The organism is Ensifer sp., assembly GCF_035999185.1.
Taxonomy (GTDB): domain Bacteria; phylum Pseudomonadota; class Alphaproteobacteria; order Rhizobiales; family Rhizobiaceae; genus Ensifer.
The window spans coordinates 1-24,272 of sequence record NZ_DASYHB010000191.1 but is presented as its reverse complement, the minus strand read 5'-3'; the positions used below and the strand labels follow the sequence as shown (position 1 = coordinate 24,272).

At 64.9% G+C, this 24,272-nt stretch carries 19 protein-coding genes; 11 read left to right on the top strand and 8 right to left on the bottom strand.

Annotated features, from left to right (window positions below; genetic code table 11):
* Nucleotides 1-55: 55 nt before the first annotated feature.
* The 5 genes from VGO04_RS25780 to VGO04_RS25760 all read left to right on the top strand — a co-directional run bounded on the left by VGO04_RS25780 (nucleotide 56) and on the right by VGO04_RS25760 (nucleotide 5,102).
* Nucleotides 56-1,138: an ABC transporter ATP-binding protein gene (locus VGO04_RS25780; protein WP_327498806.1), complete on the top strand. Its 1,083-nt coding sequence runs from the start codon at nucleotides 56-58 to the stop codon at nucleotides 1,136-1,138.
* 67 nt (nucleotides 1,139-1,205) lie between these two features.
* Nucleotides 1,206-2,366, top strand: a complete 1,161-nt coding sequence (locus VGO04_RS25775) for a spermidine/putrescine ABC transporter substrate-binding protein (RefSeq protein WP_327498805.1) — start codon at nucleotides 1,206-1,208, stop codon at nucleotides 2,364-2,366.
* Between the two features lie 285 nt (nucleotides 2,367-2,651).
* Nucleotides 2,652-3,518: an ABC transporter permease gene (locus tag VGO04_RS25770; protein ID WP_275020010.1), complete on the top strand. Its 867-nt coding sequence runs from the start codon at nucleotides 2,652-2,654 to the stop codon at nucleotides 3,516-3,518.
* On the top strand, nucleotides 3,518-4,336 hold the full coding sequence (locus tag VGO04_RS25765; protein WP_327498804.1) for an ABC transporter permease: 819 nt from the start codon (nucleotides 3,518-3,520) through the stop codon (nucleotides 4,334-4,336). Before VGO04_RS25770 ends, VGO04_RS25765 begins: the two co-directional genes overlap by 1 nt.
* A 4-nt stretch (nucleotides 4,337-4,340) precedes the next feature.
* Nucleotides 4,341-5,102, top strand: a complete 762-nt coding sequence (locus tag VGO04_RS25760) for an SDR family oxidoreductase (protein WP_327498803.1) — start codon at nucleotides 4,341-4,343, stop codon at nucleotides 5,100-5,102.
* 292 nt (nucleotides 5,103-5,394) lie between these two features.
* On the opposite strand, the gene VGO04_RS25755 is transcribed toward VGO04_RS25760, so the two are convergent.
* From VGO04_RS25755 to VGO04_RS25725, 7 genes are all read right to left on the bottom strand, one after another.
* Nucleotides 5,395-6,201: a class I SAM-dependent methyltransferase gene (locus VGO04_RS25755; RefSeq protein ID WP_327498802.1), complete on the bottom strand. Its 807-nt coding sequence runs from the start codon at nucleotides 6,199-6,201 to the stop codon at nucleotides 5,395-5,397.
* Between the two features lie 299 nt (nucleotides 6,202-6,500).
* Nucleotides 6,501-8,159, bottom strand: coding sequence for a urocanate hydratase (locus tag VGO04_RS25750; protein ID WP_327498801.1), 1,659 nt, complete (start codon nucleotides 8,157-8,159; stop codon nucleotides 6,501-6,503).
* A gap of 404 nt (nucleotides 8,160-8,563) precedes the next feature.
* The gene (locus tag VGO04_RS25745) at nucleotides 8,564-8,893 is read right to left on the bottom strand and encodes a cold-shock protein (RefSeq protein WP_327498800.1); all 330 of its coding nucleotides are present in this window, start codon (nucleotides 8,891-8,893) and stop codon (nucleotides 8,564-8,566) included.
* A 9-nt stretch (nucleotides 8,894-8,902) separates the two neighbouring features.
* Nucleotides 8,903-9,997, bottom strand: coding sequence for a DUF917 domain-containing protein (locus tag VGO04_RS25740; RefSeq protein WP_327498799.1), 1,095 nt, complete (start codon nucleotides 9,995-9,997; stop codon nucleotides 8,903-8,905).
* A 1-nt stretch (nucleotide 9,998) separates the two neighbouring features.
* Entirely contained in the window at nucleotides 9,999-11,282 is a 1,284-nt protein-coding gene (locus VGO04_RS25735) for a Zn-dependent hydrolase (RefSeq protein ID WP_327498798.1), read from the bottom strand.
* Nucleotides 11,282-12,658 carry a dihydroorotase gene (locus tag VGO04_RS25730; protein WP_327498797.1) on the bottom strand — a complete coding sequence of 459 codons (1,377 nt, stop codon included), beginning with the start codon at nucleotides 12,656-12,658 and terminating at the stop codon, nucleotides 11,282-11,284. The genes VGO04_RS25735 and VGO04_RS25730 overlap by 1 nt, the downstream gene beginning before the upstream one ends.
* Nucleotides 12,659-12,716: 58 nt before the next feature.
* The gene (locus VGO04_RS25725) at nucleotides 12,717-14,255 is read right to left on the bottom strand and encodes an aromatic amino acid lyase (protein ID WP_327498796.1); all 1,539 of its coding nucleotides are present in this window, start codon (nucleotides 14,253-14,255) and stop codon (nucleotides 12,717-12,719) included.
* 209 nt (nucleotides 14,256-14,464) lie between these two features.
* Here VGO04_RS25725 and VGO04_RS25720 point away from each other — a divergent pair, with 209 nt between their 5' ends.
* Nucleotides 14,465-15,643, top strand: coding sequence for a LysR family transcriptional regulator (locus tag VGO04_RS25720; protein WP_327498795.1), 1,179 nt, complete (start codon nucleotides 14,465-14,467; stop codon nucleotides 15,641-15,643).
* 312 nt (nucleotides 15,644-15,955) lie between these two features.
* Here the strand turns inward: VGO04_RS25720 and VGO04_RS25715 are convergent, their stop codons facing one another.
* Entirely contained in the window at nucleotides 15,956-16,927 is a 972-nt protein-coding gene (locus tag VGO04_RS25715; RefSeq protein ID WP_327498794.1) for a GlxA family transcriptional regulator, read from the bottom strand.
* Between the two features lie 108 nt (nucleotides 16,928-17,035).
* Between VGO04_RS25715 and VGO04_RS25710 the strand changes: the two genes are divergently transcribed.
* From VGO04_RS25710 to VGO04_RS25690, 5 genes are all read left to right on the top strand, one after another.
* Nucleotides 17,036-17,938, top strand: coding sequence for a 3-keto-5-aminohexanoate cleavage protein (locus VGO04_RS25710; protein WP_327498793.1), 903 nt, complete (start codon nucleotides 17,036-17,038; stop codon nucleotides 17,936-17,938).
* A 17-nt stretch (nucleotides 17,939-17,955) separates the two neighbouring features.
* The gene (locus tag VGO04_RS25705) at nucleotides 17,956-19,449 is read left to right on the top strand and encodes a carnitine 3-dehydrogenase (protein WP_327498792.1); all 1,494 of its coding nucleotides are present in this window, start codon (nucleotides 17,956-17,958) and stop codon (nucleotides 19,447-19,449) included.
* A gap of 140 nt (nucleotides 19,450-19,589) precedes the next feature.
* Nucleotides 19,590-20,750 carry an acyl-CoA dehydrogenase family protein gene (locus VGO04_RS25700; protein ID WP_327498791.1) on the top strand — a complete coding sequence of 387 codons (1,161 nt, stop codon included), beginning with the start codon at nucleotides 19,590-19,592 and terminating at the stop codon, nucleotides 20,748-20,750.
* Between the two features lie 249 nt (nucleotides 20,751-20,999).
* Nucleotides 21,000-23,057, top strand: coding sequence for an acetate--CoA ligase family protein (locus VGO04_RS25695; RefSeq protein ID WP_327498790.1), 2,058 nt, complete (start codon nucleotides 21,000-21,002; stop codon nucleotides 23,055-23,057).
* 4 nt (nucleotides 23,058-23,061) lie between these two features.
* On the top strand, nucleotides 23,062-23,844 hold the full coding sequence (locus VGO04_RS25690; protein ID WP_327498789.1) for a carnitinyl-CoA dehydratase: 783 nt from the start codon (nucleotides 23,062-23,064) through the stop codon (nucleotides 23,842-23,844).
* Nucleotides 23,845-24,272: the final 428 nt, after the last annotated feature.

Below are 24,272 nucleotides of genomic sequence, written 5' to 3'. Positions count from 1 at the left end.
GAGTGCCAGGATGGGAGATCATGGCGACATCCGAAACAAACCGCAGGGAACAGACGTGACATCCGCTTCGACGAACGACATCGAGTTCCGTTCGGTCGCCAAACGTTATGGCGCCGTGACGGCCGTTTCCGACATCAATCTTCAAGTGCCGCGCGGCGCCTTCATGGCGCTTCTCGGGCCGTCCGGCTGCGGCAAGACCACATGCCTGCGCATGATCGGCGGCTTCGAGCAGCCGAGCGAAGGCACGGTGTTCATCAGCGGCGAGCCGATGAACGGCGTTGCCGCCTACCGCCGCCCGGTCAACATGGTGTTCCAGCACTATGCGCTGTTCCCCCATCTCGACGTCGAAGCCAACGTCTCCTACGGCCTGAGGCAGATGCGGCCGCGGATCGCCAGCTCAGAGATTTCGCGCCGCGCCCAGGAGGCGCTGGAGATGGTACGGCTCGGCGGTTTCGGCAAACGCCGCATCCACGAAATGTCCGGCGGCCAGCAGCAGCGCGTGGCGCTTGCCCGCGCCATCGTCAACAAGCCGAAGGTGCTTTTGCTCGACGAACCCTTGGCAGCGCTCGACAAGAAGCTGCGCACCGCCATGCAGATCGAGCTGCAGACGCTGCAGCGCGAGCTCGGCATCACCTTCGTGCTCGTAACCCACGACCAGGAAGAAGCGCTGTCGATGAGCGATTTCGTCTGCGTCATGAATGCCGGCCGCATCGTCCAGGTCGGCTCGCCGCAGGAAATCTACGACAGGCCCGCCAGCCTCTTCGTCGCCGATTTCGTCGGCAAGACCAACCGCATCGATGCGACCATCGACGGTGCTTCGTCGCTCGTCCTTGCCAACGGCGCCCGCTTTTCCGCCTCTGCCGTCAACGGCACAAAGGGTGCGGCAACCGTGGCGCTCCGGCCCGAGGCGATCCGGCTGACGCGCAATGGCGCAGCGAGTACTGAGGCGCTCGCCGGCACCGTCACCCACCGGATTTTCTTAGGGTCAGCCGTCGAATACTCCGTCGCGGTCGACGGGCTCGGCGATTTCCTCGTCACGGCCGACCGCCGCGCGCTCGGCGACAGCGAACTGGTCGAGCCCGGCGAAAAAGTCGGCCTCGCCTTCGATCCGAAGGCGCTTCACGTCTTTCCAGCCTGATTCCCGGCCTCAACAAGCCGGTTCTGCCGCCTACGCATGAACGTCAAACGATAAAGGGAACAGCGTCATGAGCAAATGGTACAGAGAAAATGCCCCTATCACCGCCGATCAGCTTTCGGACGAACTGATGCGCCTGAAGCGCGGCTCGGTCACCCGCCGCCACTTCCTCGGCGTCACGGGTCTCGGACTTGCGACCGCCGTGCTCGCCCGCCAGCCGGGCCTTTTCAATTCCACCGCCTTTGCCGGCGACCTCGGCACGCAGATGTCGATCGCCACCTGGCCGAACTACCATGACCCCGCCACCTTCGAAGCCTTCCAGGCGGCAACCGGTGTCGCCGTGGAAGTCAACGTCTTCGGCTCCAACGAGGAAATGCTCGCCAAACTCCAGGCCGGCGGCACCGGCTGGGACCTCTTCGTTCCGACCAACTACACGATCTCGACCTATGTGAAGCTCGGCCTCATCGATGAGCTCGATATGTCCAAGCTGCCGAATTACGACGCCGCCACCGAGACCGCCCGCTTCACCAACGAAGGCACCGTCGACGGCAAGACCTATGCCGTGCCGAAGAACTGGGGGACAACCGGCATTGCGGTGAACTCGGGCAAGATCAAGACGCCGGTGACGAGCTGGAAGGACTTCTTCGAGATCGCCATGACCGAGGCCGACGGCCGCGCCATGGTGCACGACTACCAACTCACCACCATCGGCAATGCGCTGGTGTCGCTCGGCTACTCCTTCAACTCGATCAAGCCGGACGAACTCGCCAAGGCCGAAGAACTCCTGATCAAGGTGAAGCCACACCTCTACGCCATCAACAGCGATTACCAGCCGTCGATGCGCGCCACCGACGCCTGGATGACCATGTGCTGGACCAATGACGGCGCCCAGCTCAACCGTGACATGCCGGAAATCGAGTTCGTGCTCGGCAAGGATGGCGGCGAGATCTGGTCGGATTTCTACGCGATCCCGATGAGTGCGGCCAACAAGGCGGCCGGATACGCGCTGCTCAACTACCTGATGGCGCCGGAAAACGCGATGAAGGAGCACATCGCCAACGGCGCGCCGACCACCGACAGCCGCGTGATGAAGCTGCTTCCGGTCGACGTCACCTCCAACAAGATCGTCTATCCGGACGAGGCTTCGCTGACCCCGCTCGAATTCGGCGCCGCCGTCACCCTCACCGACCCCGGCCGCGCCGAACTGATGGCGCGATTCAAGTCGGCTTGATCGAACGCTGGCGTCTCCTAGCGAGGGAGCGCCCCTTCGACTGCGCCGTGAGGAAATTGCCCCTCATCCGCCTTCCGGCACCTTCTCCCCGTTCTGACGGGGAGAAGGGACAAGCTGCAAGCTCCCCGCCCTTGCCCCTGTCGGAAGTGAGGGACCGAGCGGGCGCCACATGTCTCCTTCGCCCCGCCTGCGGGGAGAAGGTGGCCGGCAGGCCGGATGAGGGGCTCCCCTCACCGCGCGAATGCGGCCCGAAATTACCAATGAAACGCGAACGGATACCATTTCATGACCGCGGCAACGAACACGAAGAGGAACCTGGTGACGGCGGCGCTGGTGGCGCCGGCTGCCGCCTGGCTGATGATCTTCCTGGTGCTGCCCTTCATCGCCATGCTGGTCTTCGCGTTCGGCGAGCGCGCACCGGAAGGCGGCTATCAGGCGGCCTTCACCTTTGCCCAGTTCGCCAACCTGCCGACGCGTGCGGCGGCCTTCTGGAACACCCTCATCCTGGCCCCCGTCGGCGCGCTCGCCTGCCTGCTGATCGCCTATCCGGTCGCCTACTACCTCGCGGTCAAAGCCAATCCGCGCTACCGGCTGATCCTGGTGTCGCTGGTCGTCGTGCCCTTCTGGACCAGCCTGCTCGTGCGCACCTATGCCTGGATGTACATCCTCGGCTCGCGCGGCATCCCCAACTTGCTTTCGATGATCGGCATCGAGGACGTCAGGATGCTGAACACGCCAGGCGCGGTGCTACTCGGCATCGTCTACGGCTACCTGCCGCTGATGATCATGCCGATCTACGTGAGCCTCGAAAAACTCGATCGCCGGCTGCTTGAAGCCTCGGCCGATCTCGGCGCAAAACCCGTCTCGACCTTCTTCGGCGTCACCCTGCCGCTCTCGCTGCCGGGCGTGATGACCGGCGTGGCGCTGGTGACGATCCTGCTGCTTGGCGAATACCTGATCCCGCAGCTGCTTGGCGGCGGCAAGGTGTTCTTCATCGGCAATGCGCTGGTCGATCTCTTCCTGCAATCGCGAAACTGGCCCTTTGGCTCGGCCATCGCCGTCACGCTGGTTGCCGTCGTCGTGGTGATCCTGATGGTGGCGATGCGCATCGCCTTCCGCGTCGCCGGCACAAGACAGGTGGATCTCGTCTGATGCGCGCCTTCATCTCCTCCGTCTATCTCTTCCTCTACGCACCGATCGCGCTGGTCGTGCTGTTCTCCTTCAACGCCGGGCGCAACGCCAGCGAATTCACCGGCTTTTCGACCGCCTGGTACGGCAAGGCGCTCGGCAACACCTTTCTGATCTCTGCCCTCCAGAACAGCCTGCTGATCGCCTTCACCAGCGCCACGCTCGCCGCGATCTTCGGCACCATGGCAGCCCTTGGCATGGAGCGGCTGGCGCCGCGCAACCGGGCGATCTTCGATGCACTGTTTGCGGCCGCCATCGTCGTTCCCGGCGTCGTCATCGGCATTGCGACCCTGGTGGCACTCGTCGCCGTCTTCTCCTTCGTCAATCCGGCGCTCGCCACCCTCTGGCCCGGCGAGCAGCCGCCGCAGCTCGGGCTCGGCTACGGCTCGATCATCGCCGCCCACGGTCTGTTCTCGATGGCGCTGGTGACGATGATCGTGAAGGCGCGCATCGCCAGCCTCGGCCGCGACATCGTCGAGGCATCAGGCGATCTCTACGCGACGCCGCTCACCACCTTCCGGTCGATCGTGCTGCCGCAAATCCTGCCCTCGATCCTCGCCGGCTTTCTTCTCGCCTTCACCTTCTCCTTCGACGATTTCATCATTGCCTTCTTCGTCGCCGGCTCGAAGACCACGCTGCCGATCTACGTCTTTGCCTCGATCCGCCGTGGCGTGACGCCCGAGATCAACGCGATCGCGACGCTGGTGCTCGTCGCCTCGCTGCTTCTGATCCTGACCGCCCGCATCCTGATGCGGGAAAAGAAAACAAAATCCGGGGAGTGAAACCATGATCCTGAAAGACCGGGTCGCGATCGTGACCGGAGCCGGCTCCGGGATCGGTCAGGCGGGTGCGGCCATCATGGCCCGCGAGGGCGCCCATGTCGTCGTCGTCGACCGCAGCCTTGCGGCGGCATCGACCGCCGTCGAGGCGATCGCCGCAAAGGGCGGCAGCGCCGAGGCGCTGGCAATCGACGTGACGGATGACACAGCCCTTTCCGATGGCATCGCCGATATCCTCTACCGCCATGGCCGCATCGACATCCTGCACAACCATGCCGGCGCCCAGGTCGCGGGCGATCTCGAAGAAGTCGAGGTCGCCGGCTTCGACCGCTCCTGGAACTTGAACGTCCGTGCCCATTTCATGGCGGCACGCCTCGTCATGCCGTCGATGCGCGCCGCCAGCCGCGGCGTCATCGTCAACACCTCGTCCTCATCCGGCGTGCTCTACGATCGCGAGATGATCGCCTATACCACCACCAAACACGCCGTCATCGCCATGACCAAGCAGATGGCCGGCGACTATGCCCGCCACGGCATCCGCGTCAACGCGCTCTGCCCCGGCTGGGTCGACACCCCCTTCAACGACCCCTTCATCGCCCAGATGGGCGGCCGCGGCGCGATCGAATCCTACATTCGCGAGAAGGTGCCGCTTGGCCGCTGGGCCAGCGTCGAAGAGATCGCCGAGTCGATCCTCTTCCTCGTTTCCGACCGCTCCTCCTACATGACGGGCCAGATCCTGGTGGTGGATGGCGGCGAGACGGTGGTGTGACGAACGGACGTTGAAGCAACACGACGCTCGGGCTCGACGTGCACTGCACGCAGAGTCTGCCCCTGACTTCCGTATCGGCATCGCGCAGCCTCTCGCCACCATTGCTGTAGTGCTCCGGAGCGTATCTTCCCCTCCGTGATTTCTGTGCCCGTCACAGAAATCCAGCCACGGCGCGTCCGCGCCGTGAATGACTTGTGGTGGACATGGGGAGTCTCCGGCGCCGGCGCCGCCGACGCGGCACCACTGGATCGCTGTGACAAGAACAGAGGGGGCAGCGAATGGGGCAGCCCTCTCAAGCCCCAGGAACCACACCCCGACAGGCCCACGCAACCGCCGCAAACGACCGCGGCCCATCCAGCTGGCCCGCCTGATAGGCGGCCCTGACCGCCGCATCGATCTTCGCCCGCTGGCCGGGATCCAGCGCGCCGATATATTTGCCAAGCGGTCCCTCGCCCGCTGCGATCGGCTGCCAGAAGTCATCGAACGACAGATAGTCCATCCGGATCATCAGCGACGTCTGCTCCACCTCTTCGAGGCCATTGGCGGCAAAACTCTGCATCATCTCACCCGGCCGCATCATCGGCTGGGAACAGTAGCGGCTGCGCACCTGTTCGGCATTCCCATCAAGCATCGCCGCCACATCGAGCACCATGCGCATGCCCGGCATGCCGCCGTAATGATCCCAGACGACGGCCGCGACCACGCCGCCCGGCCGCGTGACCCGGCGCATCTCGGCAACCGCCTTTCCCGCCTCCGGCACGAAATGCAGCACCAGCATCGCCAGCGCCCGGTCAAAGGATGCATCGTCAAAGGGAAGCGCACACGCATCGGCCTGTTGGACCTTGATCCTGGGATCGGTGGCCCCCCGGATCGTCGCTTCGACGAAGACGGGCGAAAAATCGATGGCGACGATTTCGCTGAGATCGGCCGCACGCGGCAGCGCGAAGGTCAGGCTGCCGGTGCCGCAGCCGACGTCCAGCACCCGCTCGCCATCGGCTATGCCTGCAAAATCGATGAACAACGGCGCAAGCTGCCGGCTCCACCGACCCATCAACTGCTCGTAACCATCCGCACTCTGCACATTGAAGCTCGACGTCATGATCGCCTCCGGGCAGCAAAGGCGGTATTCTAGCGCGCGGCGGGCGGGCTACCAAGGCATTCGATTGCAGGGCAGACCTGGACGATGGCAATGTCAGAGGCCGCCGGATCCTTAGCGAGAGCCTTCCTTCCCGATGAGTTCCCTGCGTGAATTGAGCCGTCCGCGCCCCGGCCGAGAGTTCGCTTTCAAGCGTGGACCGCCTCCTCCCATCCCTCATTTCTGTGCTCGTCACAGGAATGAGGTCAGTGAATGGGGCAACGCTGCACCGGCCATGAAGCCAATACCTACTGACGCCAAGCCTAAACCTTCACATGCCCGATGCCCTTGGCGGCGATCTCCTCGAAGCTCTCCTCATAGCCGGCATCGGCGTAGCGGATGACGCCGAGCGAGGTGTCGTTGGTGAGCGCATGGTCGAGCCGTTCGTCGGCCTCGACCGTGCCATCGGCAACGACGGTGACGCCGCAGCTGGTCATGTAGCCGGCATAGCCGCCGCCGCCGGAGTGCACGACGACGAGGTCGGCCATCGACGAGCAGAGCAGCATGGCGTCGAGAAGCGGCCAGTCGGCAATCGCGTCCGATCCGTCCTTCATCCGCTCGGTCATGATGTTCGGATGGGCCATGGCGCCGGCATCGAGATGGTCGCGCGAGAACGCGATCGGCCCCTTGAGTTCGCGCGTTGCCACCAGTTCGTTGACGCGCCGCGCCAGCGCCGTGCGCTCGCCATGGCCGAGCCAGGCGATACGCGCAGGCAGGCCCTCGAAGGGAATATGCTCACGCGCAAGCCGGATCCAGTTGGTGACGATCCGGTTGTCCGGGAACATATCGAGAAGCAGATCGTCGATGCGGGCGATGTCGCTTTCTTCGCCCGAAAGCGCCATCCAGCGGAAGGGGCCGATGGCGCGGGCAAAGAGCGGGCGCAGGTAGGCTTCGGTGAAGATTGGGATGTCGAAGGCATTGGCGACGCCGCCCTCGCGCGCCTGGGTGCGGATGAGGTTGCCATTGTCGAAGACTTCAGCGCCCTTCGCCTGGAAGTCGAGCATCGCCTTGACGTGCTCGACGATCGAGGCGCGGCTCGCCGCCATCAACTGCCCCTGGCCATCGTCACGCAGCGACTTCACCTGGTCGAGGCTCATGCCCTTGGGTACGTAGCCATAGACAAGATCATGCGCCGAGGTCTGGTCGGTTACCACGTCAGGCACGATGCCGCGCCTTGCGATCTCCGGATAGATTTCGGCCGCATTGCCGACGAGGCCGACGGAAAGCGCACGCTTCTCATTGACCGCGGCGTCGATCATCGCAAGCGCCGTGTCGAGGTCGGGCGCGATCTCCTGCAGATAGCCGATTTCCCGACGCTTCTTTGCCCGCTCGGCGTCGATATCGACGCAGAGGATCGCCGCCCCCGCCATGCGGCCGGCAAGCGGCTGCGCCCCGCCCATGCCGCCAAGCCCCGCGGTCAGCACGAAACGGCCGGAAAGATCGCCGCCGAACCGGCGCTCGGCGATGCGCATGAAGATCTCGTAGGTGCCCTGAATAACGCCCTGGCTGCCGATATATTGCCAGGCGCCGGCCGTCAGCCCGCCCCAGCAGATCAGGCCCTTGCGCTGCAAGTCATAGAACACCTCGGCCTTCGCCCATTGGCCGACGATGTTGCAATTGGCCATGATGACGAGCGGCGCCTTGGCATGGGTCTTCAAGAGGCCGACGGGCTTGCCGGACTGGATGATCAGCGTCTGGTCCTCGTCCATTTCGATGAGCGTCTTGACGATGGCCCGGTGCGCCGGCCAGTTGCGCGCGGCCTTGCCGAGGGCGGCGTAGACGACGAGATTGTCCGGATCTTCACCGACCGACAGCACGTTCTCCAAGAGCCGCAGAAGCGCTTCCTGCCGCCAGCCCTTGGCGCGCAGTTCGGGCCCGCCGGGGATGGGAAAGTTCGGGTGACGGGGATTGGCCTTGGGCATCGTCTCGTTCCTCTTCATCGTGTCGGCGGGGCGGTTGGCCCCAATCATTCGCGGCGGGGTCGCTGTCCCCCTGGTTTGCGGTGGCGGGAGTTTGCCGCCGCCTCGCATTCGGGGCGCCGCAGGTCGCGCCCCCTCACGGTTGTGGTGAGGGACGGCAACGGCCCCTCTCCTCGGGTTCAACCCGAGGACTAGCCCTCTCCCCGCAGGCGGGGAGAGGGGACGCGTTGTGCTTGTCGTGTCGACCTACGCCACGGCGACGTCCCCGCAGTGGCTGTCCAACAGCTCAGCGCTTGCCACACACTCCGCGGCTGCCCGTCGATCTCGTCCCCTCTCCCCGCGAGCGGGGAGAGGGTTAGGGTGAGGGCAAATCGCCAAACTCACGGCCAGGGCAGACCCGCAACCTTTCACTTCGCCGGTAACGTCTCCACGAAGACAATCGCCCCATCGAGCAGCCGTTTGCGCAGGCCATCATCACCATAGGCCTCCGCCCCTGCCCGCACCCAGCCATGCATCGCCCGCCCGTTCATCACCATCAGCTCGATGTCCGGCAGCGCGAGCGCCCAGCCGTCATTGCCCTTGCCGAGCCGGACAAGCAGCGAACCCTCGCGTGCGCCAAGAAGCAGGTTGCCGTGAAGCAGATAGGCCCAGCCGCCGAACATCGCCTTTTGCGAAAGCCCGGCGCGGTTGCCGAGGTCTTCTAGGATCAGCTCTTCCAGTCCGGCATCGCGGGCCATGTCTCTCTCCTAGCGTCCCGAAAGCGCGTAGCGGGCAAGCTCGATGCCCATCGCCTTTTCGACTGTCGGGTAGACCGTGGGATCGAGCACGCTGGACGAAAGAGGGATCACCGTCTTCGGCACATGCAGCACGAAGATCCGCATGCCCACCTGCAGCTGGCCGACGCTCAAAGGTTCGCCCTCCGGCGACAGCGTGGTGATGACGTCGGGGAAGGTCGCGAGCCTTGTGCCTTCCACAGAGTCAACCGCCATGTACTCGTTCATCACGTGCAATACCGTTGAGTCAGCGCCCTTCCCCAGCGTTACCGTGCCGATGTCGAAGGCTTCCTTGGTGTAGACCACGGACTTGTCGGTGATCGTGCCCTCGGCCAGGATCGCGCCATTGGTGGTCTTGACGATCGCGTCGATGATCGCGCTGCCGCCCTTCGCTTCCGCCGCGATGATCGCCTCGCCCAAAGCCAGCGCCAGCGAGATGCCGCCGAGCGCTGCATTGTCCCTGACGTAAGACGCGCGCACGGGATTGCGGCACGAGGCGATGAAGCCGCCGGACATGTCGGAGGCCGTTCGCAACACCGGCGAGACCTTGGCGGTCGCGCCGCGCACCACCAGCTCGATGTAACGGTTCTCCTCGCGGTTTCCCCCGACCGCCGTCTGGATCATCGGCTCGGGCGAACCGGCAAGACCGATCGATCCCATGTCGCCGGTCGGATGCGCCCTGATGTCGCCGACGGCGTCGACCACCTTGGTGCCGAGGATCGCCGAGGGCAGCCAGCCGTTGAGCGTCGAGGACTTGCCGTTCTGGCCGATGATCAGGCCCGAGAGCTTCTCGCCAAGCGCCTCCTGCAACAGTTGCACGGCCTTGACGTAGTCGACGCCGCGCATTTCCCAGGGCGTGGTCGAGGCCGGCGCACCGATCGCCGCTGCCGTCGCCACCCAGTCGTTGGCGTCAAGCTCGTCGACCGAGACGAGTTCGGGCTTGCCGATCGAGACCGCGGCATAGCCGAGCATGCGCCCGTGGTCGGCCCAGCCGCCGCCGCCGGCCGCATAGACGGAACCGCCCTTGACCGCCGCCTCGACGTCCTTTTCCTTCAGTATCCGACCCATCTCACACCTTCTCCTGCAGTTTCCTGTCGAGCCTCTTCACCGCATCGAAGAGAACCGCCGCGCCGAGCGCGATATCGTCGTTGTCGGCCCATTCCTCCGGCGCATGCGAACGTCCGCCGAGGCAGGGAATGAAGATCATCGCCGAGCGGGTGATGCGCCCCATCCAGGCCGTGTCATGCCCCGCGCCGGACGCCATGCGGCGGTGCTTGGCGCCGAGCGCGTCGCAACTGTGTTCAAGCGTCGAAAGCAGCAGCGCATCGCCCGGCGTCGGGTGGTTGTCGGAGATCACATTGGCAGGCGCGATCGTCACGCCGGATGCCTCGGCGAGGCCCTGGCAAAGAGGCTGAAGCGTCGCGAGGAACCGTTCCATCTGCGGGCGCAACTCGGCGCGCGCGTCGATCAGCAGCCGCACGCGTGACGGCACCACATTGGCGGCGTTCGGCTCGATCTCAAATTCGCCGACCGTTGCGGTAAAGTGACCGTCGCCCCGTGAAAACTCCGTCGCCAGCCGCTCGATCTCCAGCACCAACCGCGAGGCTGCGACCAGCGCATCGCGGCGATGCCCCATCGGCGTCGTCCCGGCATGGTCCGCCTGCCCTTCGACGATGATCTCGATGCGGGTAATGCCCGAAATGGCGGTGACGACGCCAACATCGAGCCGCCCGGTTTCCAGCACCGGTCCCTGCTCGATGTGCAGTTCCAGAAACGCCCTGACGTCCGAGCGCTTCGAACCCGAAAGCCGCGACGGATCGCCACCGACCTCGACGATGCCCTGCCGCAAACTCAAATCGCCCTGCACGCGGCTGAGCCAGCCATCCGGCAGCACGCCCGCCATGCCGCGGCTGCCGACGCAGGAGACGCCGAAGATCGACACTTCCTCCGCCAGAAAATCGACGATCTCCAGGTCATGGTCGAGTTCGATACCGTTGTCCGAGAGCGCCCGGGCCACTTCGAGCGCAGCCGCCACCCCGGCAATGCCGTCAAAACGTCCGCCGTCCGGCACCGTGTCGGAATGGGAGCCGAGCATGATCGTGCCGAGCGCCGACTTTTTCCCCTTGCGCCGGCCGATCAGGTTGCCGGCCGCATCGATCCGGGTTTCGAGGCCTGCCGCCCGGAAGCGGCGGTCCAGAAAGGCACGGCCTTCGAGGAACAGCGGCGTGAAGGCACGTCGCGTATAGGGCCGATCCGGCTCGGTAATCCCAGCGAGCCCGTTGACGATGCCGGCGATGCGGCCGGCATTCACAGGCAGATTGGCCGGGACCTTGTTGTGGGCAGTCTTGCTCATCATGCCTCCTGCAATGCCAACGTTGCGAGCGGCCGGACGAACTGGCCGGCGCCGTGTTCGGAGAGAACCTGCCGGCCATCGAACGCGAGCTTGCCGCGCAGATAGGTCGCCGATACCCGCCAGGGCAGCCGGATGCCGTTATAGGGCGACCAGCCGACGACGTTGTGACCGCTTGCAGCCGCATCATAGACATAGGGCTCCGGCGTCATGACGATGATGTCGGCGTCCTTGCCGGCCTCGAGCGCCCCCTTGCAATGGTCGAGGCGGAAATGCCGCGCCGGGTTCAACGTCATCAGCTCGGCCGCGCGCGTGAGCGAAATGCCACGCTCCAGCGCACCCTTGACGAAGAGCGGCACCATGACCTCGAGACCGGGCACGCCGGACGAATTGGCCAGCATGTCCGGATTGGTCTTTCGGTCCTCCGACCAACTCACATGGTCGGTCGAAACCATCGTCACCGTGCCGTCGGCCACGTGCCGCCAGAGTTTCTCCACCTCGGCGCGCGGGCGGATCGGCGGATTGATCTTGGCCTTGCCGCCGAGCCGCCGGACGTCGTTTTCTTCGTCCAGCGTGAGGTAATGGATGCAGCATTCGATCGTCGCAGCATGGCCTTGCGCCCGGTAGGCAGCCGCAATCTCGTAGCCGCGGCCGAGCGAGCAGTGCACCACATGCGCCGGGCAGCCGGTGGCAGCACCCGTCTCGTAGATCTGATTGGTGGCAAGCAGCTCCGTCAGCGGCGGCCGCGACAGCCCATGGGCGCGATAGTCGGTGATGCCCGCCGCCTTGACCTTGTCGATCGCCGCCCGCACCGCCTCGTCGTCCTCGTTGTGCACGCCGGCGGGCAAGCCGGTCGGCGCGATCGCCCGGAAGCAGTCTTCAAGAAGGGCTGCCGGTATGCGCGGAAAACGCTTCGGATCTGTGCCGAAGGTCGAGAACTTGAAGGCGGCTACTCCGCCCTCGACCATCTCGCCAATACGGACGGGCCCCTCCTCGGGATCGATGGTGCCATAAAGCGCGAAATCGACGCGCGCCTGCGGGCTCGCATGGGCGATCTTGCGGTTGAGTGCCGCGGCAGAGCAGACGAGATTGCCCTCGTCATAGGGCATGTCGACGATGGTGGTGACGCCGCCGGCCGCCGCCGAGCGGGTCGACCAGATGAAATCTTCCTGGTTCTTCTGCGACAGCGAATGCACCTGCGCATCGACCGCGCCGGGCAGGATCAGCGCATTTCCCAGATCATGCCGTTCACGCGCAGCTGGCGCTGCCCCCTGCCCGACATGCACCACCTTGCCGTCGCGCACCGCCACATGGCCGCCCTCGACGATCCGGTGCGGGAGAACGACGGTGCCTTTCAGAACGAGATCGAAATCGGACATGCGGTTCTCCCAATGGATCAGGCTCGGATGACGCGCTGGGCGATCCGGTACGCGGCGATCATTTGCCGAGCGCGAAGAAGTCGTCGAATTCCGGCATCGGCGCGCTGGCGACGAAGGAACGCAGCAGATCGTGGCAGGTGAAGGCATCCTGCAGCGCCTCGATCTCCTTGGAGAGCGGCCGGTCCCTCAGATACATCGGGCTCACCGAGCGGGTCTGCTCGTAGGCGCGCCTGACAACGCCCTGCGGCTGGTCGCCGACGAGATCGATCGCCTGCGACGACAGCATCGCCTCGATCGCAGCAAGCTGGCGCAGATCCCGCACCTGCGTTTCCATGCGCTCGACGATCAGCGGCAGGAAGGTCGCCTCCTCTTCGAGACCGCCGGCGACCACGATCGACTGGGCCGAGAGCGGTACGGCCAGCGACTGCACGCGCATGTAGAGCTCGACGGCGAGCTTCATCAGCGGGCCGAGCCCGGTTGCCACTTCGCCGGGCGCCACCAGATTGACCGAGAGATTGCGGCGCCCGCCGTTCGACAAAAGAATGCACCGGTTCAAGACATTGCGCGCCGCATGCGAAAAGGCGATCTGCGCCGCCTCGATATAGAGCGTCGTCGTCAGCGGCAGCGATGCGCCGGAGGAATGGACCTGGCCGCCGATGACAACAGGATTGTCATCCGAGAGATAGGTCGCCTCCACCAGTCGTCCGGCGGCAACCATCAGCGTGTCGACGACGGCGCCGAAGACCTGGGCGGTCATGCGCAGGCTCAAGGGATCGTGGATCGCGGTCGGCACCGGCCAGTCGGCAACGCCGGACTGGCCGTAAAGCCAGGACCCGACCAGCGCCTCGCCGCGTGTCGAAAGCGTCGCGGCCACCCGCCACGGGTCGGCCGAGGCGCCAAGCGCCAGGGAGGACATGACGCCGGTGACGAGCAACACCCGAATGGCGGAGGCCGCCTCGCGCAGCACGTCGGCAGCGGCGGCAAAGGCGATCGCATTGACGCTGAGCGCCGCCAGGGCGTCGCGCGGCCGCATGACGAACGGCTTGAGACCAGCCTCAGCAAGCGCGGTCTCGGCGGAAACGAGACGCCCCTGGTAATAGGCTTCGCCGGCGCCCGTCAGCACCGAGGCGATCTGCCCCATGAGGCCGATATCGGCGCAGCCCATAGAACCGTGGCGGCGCACGGCCGGGACGATGTCGGCTTCGAGCAGCGACAGAAACGCGGAGATGAGCTCCGGGCTGCAGCCGGTGTGGCCGCGCATGGCGGTGTTGACGCGAATGGCGATCGCCATCCGCACGACGGCCGGCGCAAAGAAAGGGCCGGTGCCGAAGTGGTGGGCGCGCACCAGCGAATTGTTGAACTCGGCAAGATCGTCGGCGGTCCAGAGCCGGTCCTTCATCGAGCCGACACCGGTGTTGGAGCCATAGACGGGAAGACCTATCGCGATGCGATCAGCAATCACCTTGTGGGCGGCGGCGACCCGCTCCATGCCGGCGTCGTCGGCCACCGGCCGAACCCTGCCCGCGCCGATGTCTTCGAGCGCCGCGAAATCAAGCGGCTTTCCGCTAAGAACGGTGGTTTTGACCTGGTGCAGCATGCCGATAGATACCCTTCCGCGCCGGGCTCGCTTCGGTTTCGAAACGGGGCGCAGATGCTTGAAACGCTCACAACCGTCGCTCGCCGATGGCCGGTTGCTGAAAGCATGCTATGCGCTTATCGCACATCCATGCTATATCCCAAATCTGGAACGGGCGATGCAGAATCCTGAACACGGAATTTGCTGGCGTCACCGCCAGGGATGGATGAATGGATCTCGCAACCATCGTGCTCGTCGACGCGGTGCTCACCGAAGGCGGCGTCCGTCGCGCTGCCGCCCTTCGCCGGCGCGCGCCTTCAAGCGTCAGCGCCGCCGTCAAGCGCTTCGAACAGGCGATTTCCATGTCGCTGTTCCGGCGGGAAGAAACGGCGCTGGTGCTGACCCTTGAAGCCCGCGCGCGGGCAGCGGATGTGCGGGAGGCAACGGCAAAGGTCGAGGACATCCTTGCTGCGGTCGGCAAGCCGGCAACGGATCCCGTACCGCCGATCGGCCTCGTCGCACTCGAGCGCTTCGTCCGCATCGCCCGCTCCGGCAGCATTCGCGCCACGGCGAAGGCCCTCGGGCTCGGCCAGCCGCAACTGACCCGGCAGATGGGCGATCTCGAACGCCACCTCGGCAGCCGCCTGTTCGAGCGCTCCCATGGCGGTGTTCTCGGCACGGCGACCGCCGAGAAGATCCTCCCCGTCGTCGAGGCCCTGCTCGATATCTGGGCACGGCTGACCCATGCCTCCGCCGACCGCTTCCGCCGCGACGCCGCCACCTGGCGGCTCGGCGCTGTCATGCCGCTCGGCCCCGAAAGCGAGATTGCCCGCATGCTGGCGGCGCTGACGGCGAACTGGCAACGCACCCGCCCGCGCCAACCCTTGTTCATCTCCAGCACCACGGCGGACGACCTTCTCGCCGGCCTCAAGAGCCGCCGCTTCGATGCCGCTTTGCTCGATGTCGCCGAGATCCCCAGCGACTGCGACGGCCGGCTGGTATCCGAGATGCCACTGGCGCTCGCTGGCCCCGCCTCCGCCCTTTCGACGTTTGCGGACGACCTGCCAAAGCTGCTGTCGGCATGCCCGATCGCAGTGCCGAGCGTGCGCAGTGGCTTGCGCCGCGAAACCGCCCGCTTCCTCGACGACACGCTGAACGAAACGGAACGGCGGCGCATTACGCTCGTCGAAGTCGATTCCATTCCCGTGATCATCAACCTCGTGGCCGAGCACGGCTACCTCTCGGTGCTCCCGGAATCGTCGCTCGCCCGCATGCACCGACCACCTGCCATGGTCCGGCTCGGCCCGGCCTATCGCCAGTCCCTGACGCTGGTCTGGCCACGCGGCGCGCTTTCAGGCGAAATCGGCGAACTGATGATCTCGATGATGCGGGCGAGTGCGCAGGCGTGATGGTGGGCGGTCACAGTGCGGGGGCGCAAATTCTCACGACCAGGACTCCTCCCTTCCCTCATTCCTGTGCTTGTCACAGGAATCCAGTCAGCCCAAGTCCTTGGGCTGAAAGGAGTCTTTCCGCCGCGCCGACGCGCGTCGCCTGGATTCCTGTGACGAGCACAGGAATGAGGGAGGACGAAGTCATCGCGAGCCAAAGCCACCAGGCTCTGTGTCTGTCGGACCGGCTCCGGAATCAGTTCCTCATCATCCGCGACCAACCGCCTGAAACGACTCCGAAACTCCCCTTGAATCAGTACATGAAGAGCCGCCTCAGCCTTTCAGCTTCAGCCGCCTGCGCGTCTCGCTCGGGCTTTCGCGATAATGCGCCCGGTAGCTGCGCGAAAAGGACGACGACGAGTTGAAGCCGGAGATGGCTGCGATATCGGCAAATTCCAGCCGCGTCTCGATCACCTTGCGGCGCGCCGCATTCAGCCGCAGCGCCAGGTAGTGCTCGTGCGGGGCGACCCCCATCGTATCGCGAAAAAGGTCCTGCAGATGGCGCGTGCTGACGCCGATGCGACGGGCAAGCCTGGCGAGCGTCAAGGGCGCCTCGACGGTTTCCTCCATCAGCTTAACGGCCGCACCGACACGTGGATCGAGGATGCGCATGTTGCCGATCGCCGGCATCTGCAGAAGATCGCCGCGGGTGCGCTCCTGCTCGTAGATGAAGAGCCGCGACACCTCCAGCGCCAGCGAATAGCCATGCGCCCGACGAATGAGTTCCAGCATCAGGTCGAGCGTCGGCAGCGAACCGCCGGTCGTGATGCGCTTGCCGTCGATGACGAAGCGCTCGCGCACCATCGTCACCTGCGGATAGGTGGTGGTAAAATCCTCGAAATCCTCCCAGTGGGTCGTCGCCTTGAAATTGTCGAGCAGGCTGGTTTCGGCAAGCAGCCAGGATCCGGACTCGATGCCCGCCATCAGTTCGCGGTGCCTTGCCGTCTGCGACAGCAGCATCTTCAGCTGCGAGGTGGCGCTGCGCTCCCAGTTGTAACTTGAGAGGATGAAGAGTGGCGATGTCTCGCGCTGCGGCCGGAAGACGCCGGAAACCGGGATCGGTATGCCGCTCTTCGTCTCGATCGGTGCTCCATCCGGACTGTAGATCGTCCAGTCATAGAGCGGCCGCCCGGCGATGCGGTTGGCGGCGCGCATCGGCTCGATCACCGAGGCGACGAGGATCAGATTGGTCTCCGGCAGCACCAGGATATCGACGTGCTGCACCTGCGAAACGTTCTGATCCATGCCCAAACTTCTCCGCCCCGTCGCCGATAATGTATAAGATGAAGCCGATAATGAAAAGCAGTGCAGTCTTTCTTGGCTCGTAATGGGGGCAATAAAAGGGAGACAGCAATGCCGCTCAGCATGAACCGCGAGGTATTCATCACCTGTGCCGTCACCGGCTCAGGCGACACCGTTTCAAAGTCCAGCCACGTTCCGATCACGCCGAAACAGATCGCCGAAGCGGCGGTCGAGGCCGCCAAGGCCGGGGCTGCCGTGATCCACTGCCACGTCCGCGATCCGGAGACCGGCGCCCCCTCCCGCAGGCTCGACCTCTACCGGGAAGTGACCGACCGCATCCGCTCCGCCGATATCGACATCGTCCTGAACCTGACGGCCGGCATGGGCGGCGACTTGGTGTTCGGCAACGTCGAGAAGCCTTTGCCCGTCAACGAGAAATTCACCGACATGGCCGGCGCCACCGAACGCGTCGCCCATGTCGCCGAATGTCTGCCGGAAATCTGCACGCTCGACTGCGGCACCATGAATTTTTCGCTCGGCGATTACGTCATGACCAACACGCCGTCGATGCTGCGCGAGATGGCCCGCCAGATGACCGCCCTTGGCGTGCGCCCCGAAATCGAGGCCTTCGACACCGGCCACCTGTGGTTTGCCAAGCAGCTCGCCGAGGAAGGCCTGATCGAGGATCCGGTGCTGATCCAGCTCTGCATGGGCATTCCGTGGGGCGCGCCTGACGACCTCAACACCTTCATGGCGATGGTCAACAACGTGCCCGCCAACTGGACCTTCTCGGCCTTTTCCATCGGCCGCAACGCGCTTGCCTATCCGGCAGCGGCGGTCCTTGCCGGCGGCAACGTCCGCGTCGGTCTCGAGGACAACCTCTATATCGGCAAGGGCCAGCTCGCGACCAACGGCCAGCTCGTCGAAAAGGCGGTCGGCGTCATCGAGGGCATGGGCGCCAAGATCATCGGACCGAAAGAGGTCCGCGAGAAACTGAAGCTGACGAAGCGCTGAGCAGGGACAGAACAATCATGAGCTTTATCACCAAAGCAGCCTGTGTCGGCGGCGGCGTTATTGGCGGCGCCTGGGTAGCGCGCTTCGCGCTCGCCGGTATCGACGTGAAGATCTTCGACCCGCATCCGGAAGCCGAGCGCATCATCGGCGAAGTCATGGCCAATGCCGAGCGTGCCTATGCAATGCTGACCATGGCGCCGTTGCCGCCGAAGGGAAAACTGACCTTCTGCAAGAGCATCGAAGAAGCGGTCGAAGGCGCTGATTGGATTCAGGAAAGCGTGCCGGAACGGCTGGAACTGAAGCGTGGCGTCATCACCAAGATCGATGCGGCCGCACGGCCCGATGCACTGATCGGTTCGTCCACCTCGGGCCTTCTGCCGTCCGATCTGCAATCCGAGATGCACCACCCCGAACGCATGTTCGTCGCGCATCCCTATAACCCCGTCTACCTCCTGCCGCTCGTCGAGCTGGTCGGCGGCAAGAAGACGAGCAAAGCGACGATCGAGCGCGCCATGTCGGGCGTCGAGCAGATCGGCATGAAGGGCGTCGTCATCGCCAAGGAGATTGAGGCCTTTGTCGGCGACCGCCTGCTCGAAGCACTCTGGCGCGAGGCGCTGTGGCTGATCCAGGACGACATCTGCGATACCGAAACGCTCGACAACGTCATGCGTTATTCCTTCGGCATGCGCTGGGCGCAGATGGGCCTGTTCGAGACCTATCGCATCGCCGGCGGCGAAGCCGGCATGCGCCATTTCCTCGCCCAGTTCGGCCCGTGCCTCAAATGGCCCTGGACCAAGTTCACCGATGTCGTCGACCTCGATGATGCGCTGGTCGAAAAGATCGGTGCCCAGTCGGACGCGCAGGCCGCCGGCCGCTCGATCCGCGAGCTCGAGCGCATCCGCGACGAAAACCTCGTCGGCATCATGCATGCGCTGAAATCCGGCAATGGCGGCGAAGGCTGGGGTGCGGGCAAGCTGCTCGCCGATTTCGAAGCCAAGCTCTGGGCCAATGCCAAGAAGCCCGAAGCAAACCTCGGCGACGTCAAGCCGCTGCGCGTCGTCGACACCAAGGTCAGCGCCGCATGGGTCGACTATAACGGCCACATGACCGAGCACCGCTATCTCCAGGTCTTCGGCGACACCACCGACGGCCTGCTGCGCCTGATCGGCGTCGATCTCGACTATGTGCGCGACGGCCACAGCTACTATACGGTCGAAACCCACATCCGGAACCTCGGCGAAGCCAAGCTCGGCGACGCGCTCTATTCGACCTGCCAGGTGCTGTCGTCGGACGAGAAGCGCCTGCACATATTCTCGACGATCTACAACGCCGAGACCAACGAGGCGGTCGCGACCGCAGAACAGATGGCGCTGCATGTCGACAGCAAGGCCGGAAAGGCTGTGCCCGCACCGGCGCACGTGCTGAGCAAGCTCGCCGCCATTGCCGAAGCGCATGCGCAATTGCCGGCACCGGAGGGCGTCGGCCGCTTCGTCGGCCAGAAGCGCGCCTGACCGCAACAGCGGCAGGTCACGATAGGGCAGCTTCGCCGCAACGGCGGCGGGGCTGCGAACCGCAAGGAAGGGAGGCTTGAGGAGGCATCTCTCTTTTGCGGCATGGACGTCAGCGGCGCGAAAACGAGGGGTAGAGAACAATGAATTTCGCACTGACCGAAGAACAGCAGATGATCGTCGATACGGTCAGGAGCTTCGTCGAAACGGAAATCTATCCGCATGAGGACGAGGTCGAGCGCACCGGTATCGTGCCGCGCGAGCTTGGCCAGGACATCGCCCGCAAGTGCAAGGAACTCGGTTTCTTCGGCTGCAATTTCCCGGAAGAAGTCGGCGGCGCCGGCCTCGACCATACCTCCTTCACGCTGGTCGAGCGCGAGCTTGGCCGCGGCTCCATGGGGCTGACCGTCTTCTTCGGCCGCCCCTCGGGCATCCTGATGGCCTGCAATGCCGAGCAGCGCGAGAAGTACCTGCTGCCGGCGGTCAAGGGCGACAAATTCGACGCGCTCGCCATGACCGAGCCGGATGCCGGTTCCGACGTGCGCGGCATGAAGTGTTTTGCCCGCAAGGACGGCGACGACTGGATCGTCAACGGCACCAAGCATTTCATCAGCCATGCCGACATCGCCGATTTTGTCATCGTCTTCATCGCCACCGGTGAGGAAGACACGCCGCGCGGGCCGAAAAAGAAGATCACCTGTTTCCTCGTCGACCGCGGCACGCCCGGCTTCGAAATCCGCAAGGGCTACAACTCGGTCTCCCACCGCGGCTACAACAACTGCATCCTGACCTTCGACGATTGCCGCCTGCCCTCGTCCCAGATCCTCGGCGAAGTGCACAAGGGTTTTGACGTTGCCAACGACTGGCTGTTTGCCACCCGCTTGACGGTGGCGGCGACGTCCGTCGGCCGCGCCCGCCGCGCCTTCGACTACGCGCTGAACTATGCAGCCGACCGCAAGCAGTTCGGCAAGCCGATCGGCGCGAACCAGGGCGTCTCCTTCAAGCTCGCCGACATGATCACCGAAATCGACGCCGCCGACCTTTTAACGCTGTCTGCCGCCTGGCGGCTCGACAACGGCCTGCCGTCGAACCGCGAGATCGCGTCGGCCAAGGTCTACGCCACCGAGATGCTCGCCCGCGTCACCGACGAGGCCATCCAGATCTTCGGCGGCATGGGCCTGATGGACGACCTGCCGCTCGCCCGCTTCTGGCGCGACGCCCGCGTCGAACGCATCTGGGACGGCACGTCTGAAATCCAGCGCCACATCATCAGCCGCGACCTGCTTCGGCCTTTGGGAGCGTGACGGGATGAGGGTCAGCGTTCCTCAGTTCACCCCCCTCTGCCCTGCCGGGCATCTCCCCCACAAGGGGGGAGATCGGCTAGAGGCACTCTCCCCAATTCCATTTGAGCGCTCCACCCATCCCCCACCATTCAATGATTGGCGAGGATCGCGCCCCATCCAATCTCCCTCCTTGTGGGGGAGATGCCCGGCAGGGCAGAGGGGGGTATCCCCCGCGCCGCATGCCAGCAACGCAGTCGCGGGAGCCGCCGCATGACCCGCTCCCTCGACCGCCTGATCCGCCCGCGCACCATCGCCGTCTTCGGCGGCAAGGAAGCGCGGCGCGTCATCGAACAATGTGACAAGATGGGTTTTACCGGCGAGATCTGGCCGGTGCACCCGCGCGAGACCGAGATCCTCGGCCGCAAGTGCTACCGTTCCGTCGCCGAGCTTCCGGGCGCGCCGGATGCCTCCTTCGTCGGCGTCAACCGGCAGCTGACGATCGACATCATCCGCGATTTGGCTATCCGCGGCTCAGGCGGCGCCGTCTGCTATGCCTCGGGTTTCCGCGAGGCGGCAAGCGAGCTTGACGACGGCAACGACATGCAGGAGGCGTTGGTCGCGGCTGCCGGCGACATGCCGATCGTCGGGCCGAATTGCTACGGCTTCATCAACATGCTCGATGGTGCCCTGCTCTGGCCGGACCAGCACGGCATGCAGCGCGTCGAAAAGGGCGTTGCGATCCTGACGCAATCCTCCAACATCGCCTGCAACATCTCGATGCAGACGCGCGGCCTGCCGCTCGCCTATGTCATGACCGCCGGCAACCAGGCGCAGACGGGCTTGTCCGACATCGCCTGCGCCGTGCTTGAGGATCCGCGCGTCACCGCCGTCGGCCTGCATATCGAAGGCTTCGACAGCGTGGCCGCCCTCGAGCGGCTGGCAACCCGCGCACGCGAACTCGGCAAGCCCGTCGTTACGCTGAAGGTCGGCAAGTCGGAAGCAGCCCAGCTTGCCACCGTCTCGCACACCGCGTCGCTTGCCGGCAACGACCGTGTCTCCTCGGCGCTGCTTGCCCGCCTCGGCATCGGCCGCGTCGACACCTTGCCCGCCCTGTTGGAAACGCTGAAGCTGCTGCATGTGGCAGGCCCGCTCGACAGCCGCGACATCTCCTCGATGAGCTGCTCCGGCGGTGAGGCCTCGCTGATGGCGGATGCCGGCGAGCGCTACCGGGTCAACTACCGCCCGCTGCGCGACGAGCAAAAGAAGCCCCTGAAGGACGCGCTCGGCGAGATGGTGACCATCGCCAACCCGCTCGACTACCACACCTTCGTCTGGGGCAACCGCGAGAAGCAGACGACCGCTTTCACCGCCATGATGAAGGGCGGTTATGCGATCAATCTGCTCGTGCTCGACTTCCCCCGCGTTGACCGCTGCGACCCGGCCGACTGGGAGACCACCTGCCATGCGGTGATCGACGCGGCACGGGCGACCGGCGCCCGCGCCGGTATCGTCGCAAGCCTCGGCGAGAACATGCCGGAGGCAACCGCCCTCTTCCTGATGAAGGCAGGCGTCGTACCCTTCTTCGGCATCGAGGAGGCCCTGGCTGCGATCGAGACCGCGGCTGACATCGGCGCTGTCTGGGCAAGGCCCGTCCCGCCGCGTCTGCTCGACGGCGGCGGTAGCGCCGCTGGCGAACCCATAACGCTCAGCGAGCATCAGGCCAAAGTGGAGCTTGCTGCCGCCGGCCTCGCCGTGCCGAAGGGCAAGACCGCGGCAACCGCCGAAGAGGCCGCAGCGGCTGCCGAAGCGCTCGGTTTCCCGGTCGTGCTGAAGGGCCTTGGCGTCGCCCACAAGACCGAGGCGGGCGCCGTGAAACTCAACCTGGGAAGCCGCGAAGAGGTGCACGCTGCGGCCAAGGCCATGGCCGCAGTCGCCTCGGGCTATCTGGTCGAGAAGATGGTGGCCAAACCCGTTGCCGAACTCATCATCGGCGCGATGCGCGATCCAGTCGCCGGTCCGGTCCTGACCATCGGCGCGGGCGGCATCCTCGTGGAACTGCTCGACGATTCCGCCATCCTGACGCTGCCGACGACGCCGGAAGCGATCCGCGAAGCGATCGGCGGGCTGAAGATCCGCAAGCTTCTGGATGGTTATCGCGGCGGCCCGGCCGGTGATAACGCAGCATTGACCGCGGCTGTCGCTGCAGCGGCATCCTATGTCGTTGCAAACGCTTCGAAAATCGAAGAACTCGATATCAATCCTTTGATGGTGTTGCCGAACGGCCAGGGTGCCGTTGCCGCCGACGCTCTCATTCGCCGGAGGAACTGACCTCATGACCGGACCGATCCTCACCCGCCGCGAAGGCGGCATCCTCGAAGTCACGATCGACCGGCCGAAGGCCAATGCCATTGACCTGAAGACCAGCCGGGTGATGGGCGAGATCTTTCGCGACTTCCGCGACGACGACAGCTTGCGGGTCGCGATCATCACCGGCGCCGGTGAAAAATTCTTCTGTCCGGGGTGGGACCTGAAGGCGGCGGCCGATGGCGACGCGGTCGATGGAGACTATGGCGTCGGCGGTTTCGGCGGCATGCAGGAACTGCGCGACCTCAACAAGCCGATCATTGCGGCGGTCAACGGCATCTGCTGCGGCGGCGGCCTCGAGATCGCGCTTTCGACCGACCTGATCCTGGCCGCCGAACACGCGACCTTCGCGCTGCCGGAAATCCGTTCCGGCACGGTTGCGGACGCCGCCTCGATCAAGCTGCCGAAGCGCATCCCCTATCACATCGCCATGGACATGCTGCTCACGGGCCGCTGGCTCGATGTGCAGGAGGCGCATCGCTGGGGCTTCGTCAACGAGATTCAGCCGGCCGGCAAGTTGATGGAGAGGGCCTGGGAACTCGCCCGCCTGCTCGAAAGCGGCCCGCCGCTCGTCTATGCGGCGATCAAGGAAGTGGTGCGCGCCGCCGAAGGCGAGGCTTTCCAGACGACGATGAACAAGATCACACAACGGCAGTTCAAGACCGTCGACATCCTCTATTCGAGCGAAGACCAGCTGGAGGGCGCGCGCGCCTTCGCGGAGAAACGCGACCCCGTGTGGAAGGGCCGCTAGAGCGAGACCAGTGTGTGCGGTCTTCCGTCCGCATCTCGCTCGATATTGATCCCGCCAACCCTTGGCGGCACAGGCAACAGAGCCGGACGACCGGCACCGGAACGTGACGAGACGCGCGGGCAACACCGCGCGCAATCGAACGCGCATCCATAAGCCAAGCTTATGGAAATAAATTGTAATTTAGGGCGTTACAAGAAGAGTTCCAGCGATTACGCTTATCGATCTGAACGAAGGGCGCCCGGTCCGAAGGAAGGAGAACCAAGACCCGAAACATCCAGAAACGGCCGCTTTGGGCCGGTCCGAAGCCATCGATACAATCTCTACCAACCACAACGAACGGCGAATGCCGACGAGAAAAGGGAACAGGGGAATGAGCGATTACAAGGATTACCTCACACGACAGGTCATGCTCGGCAAGATGAACCGGC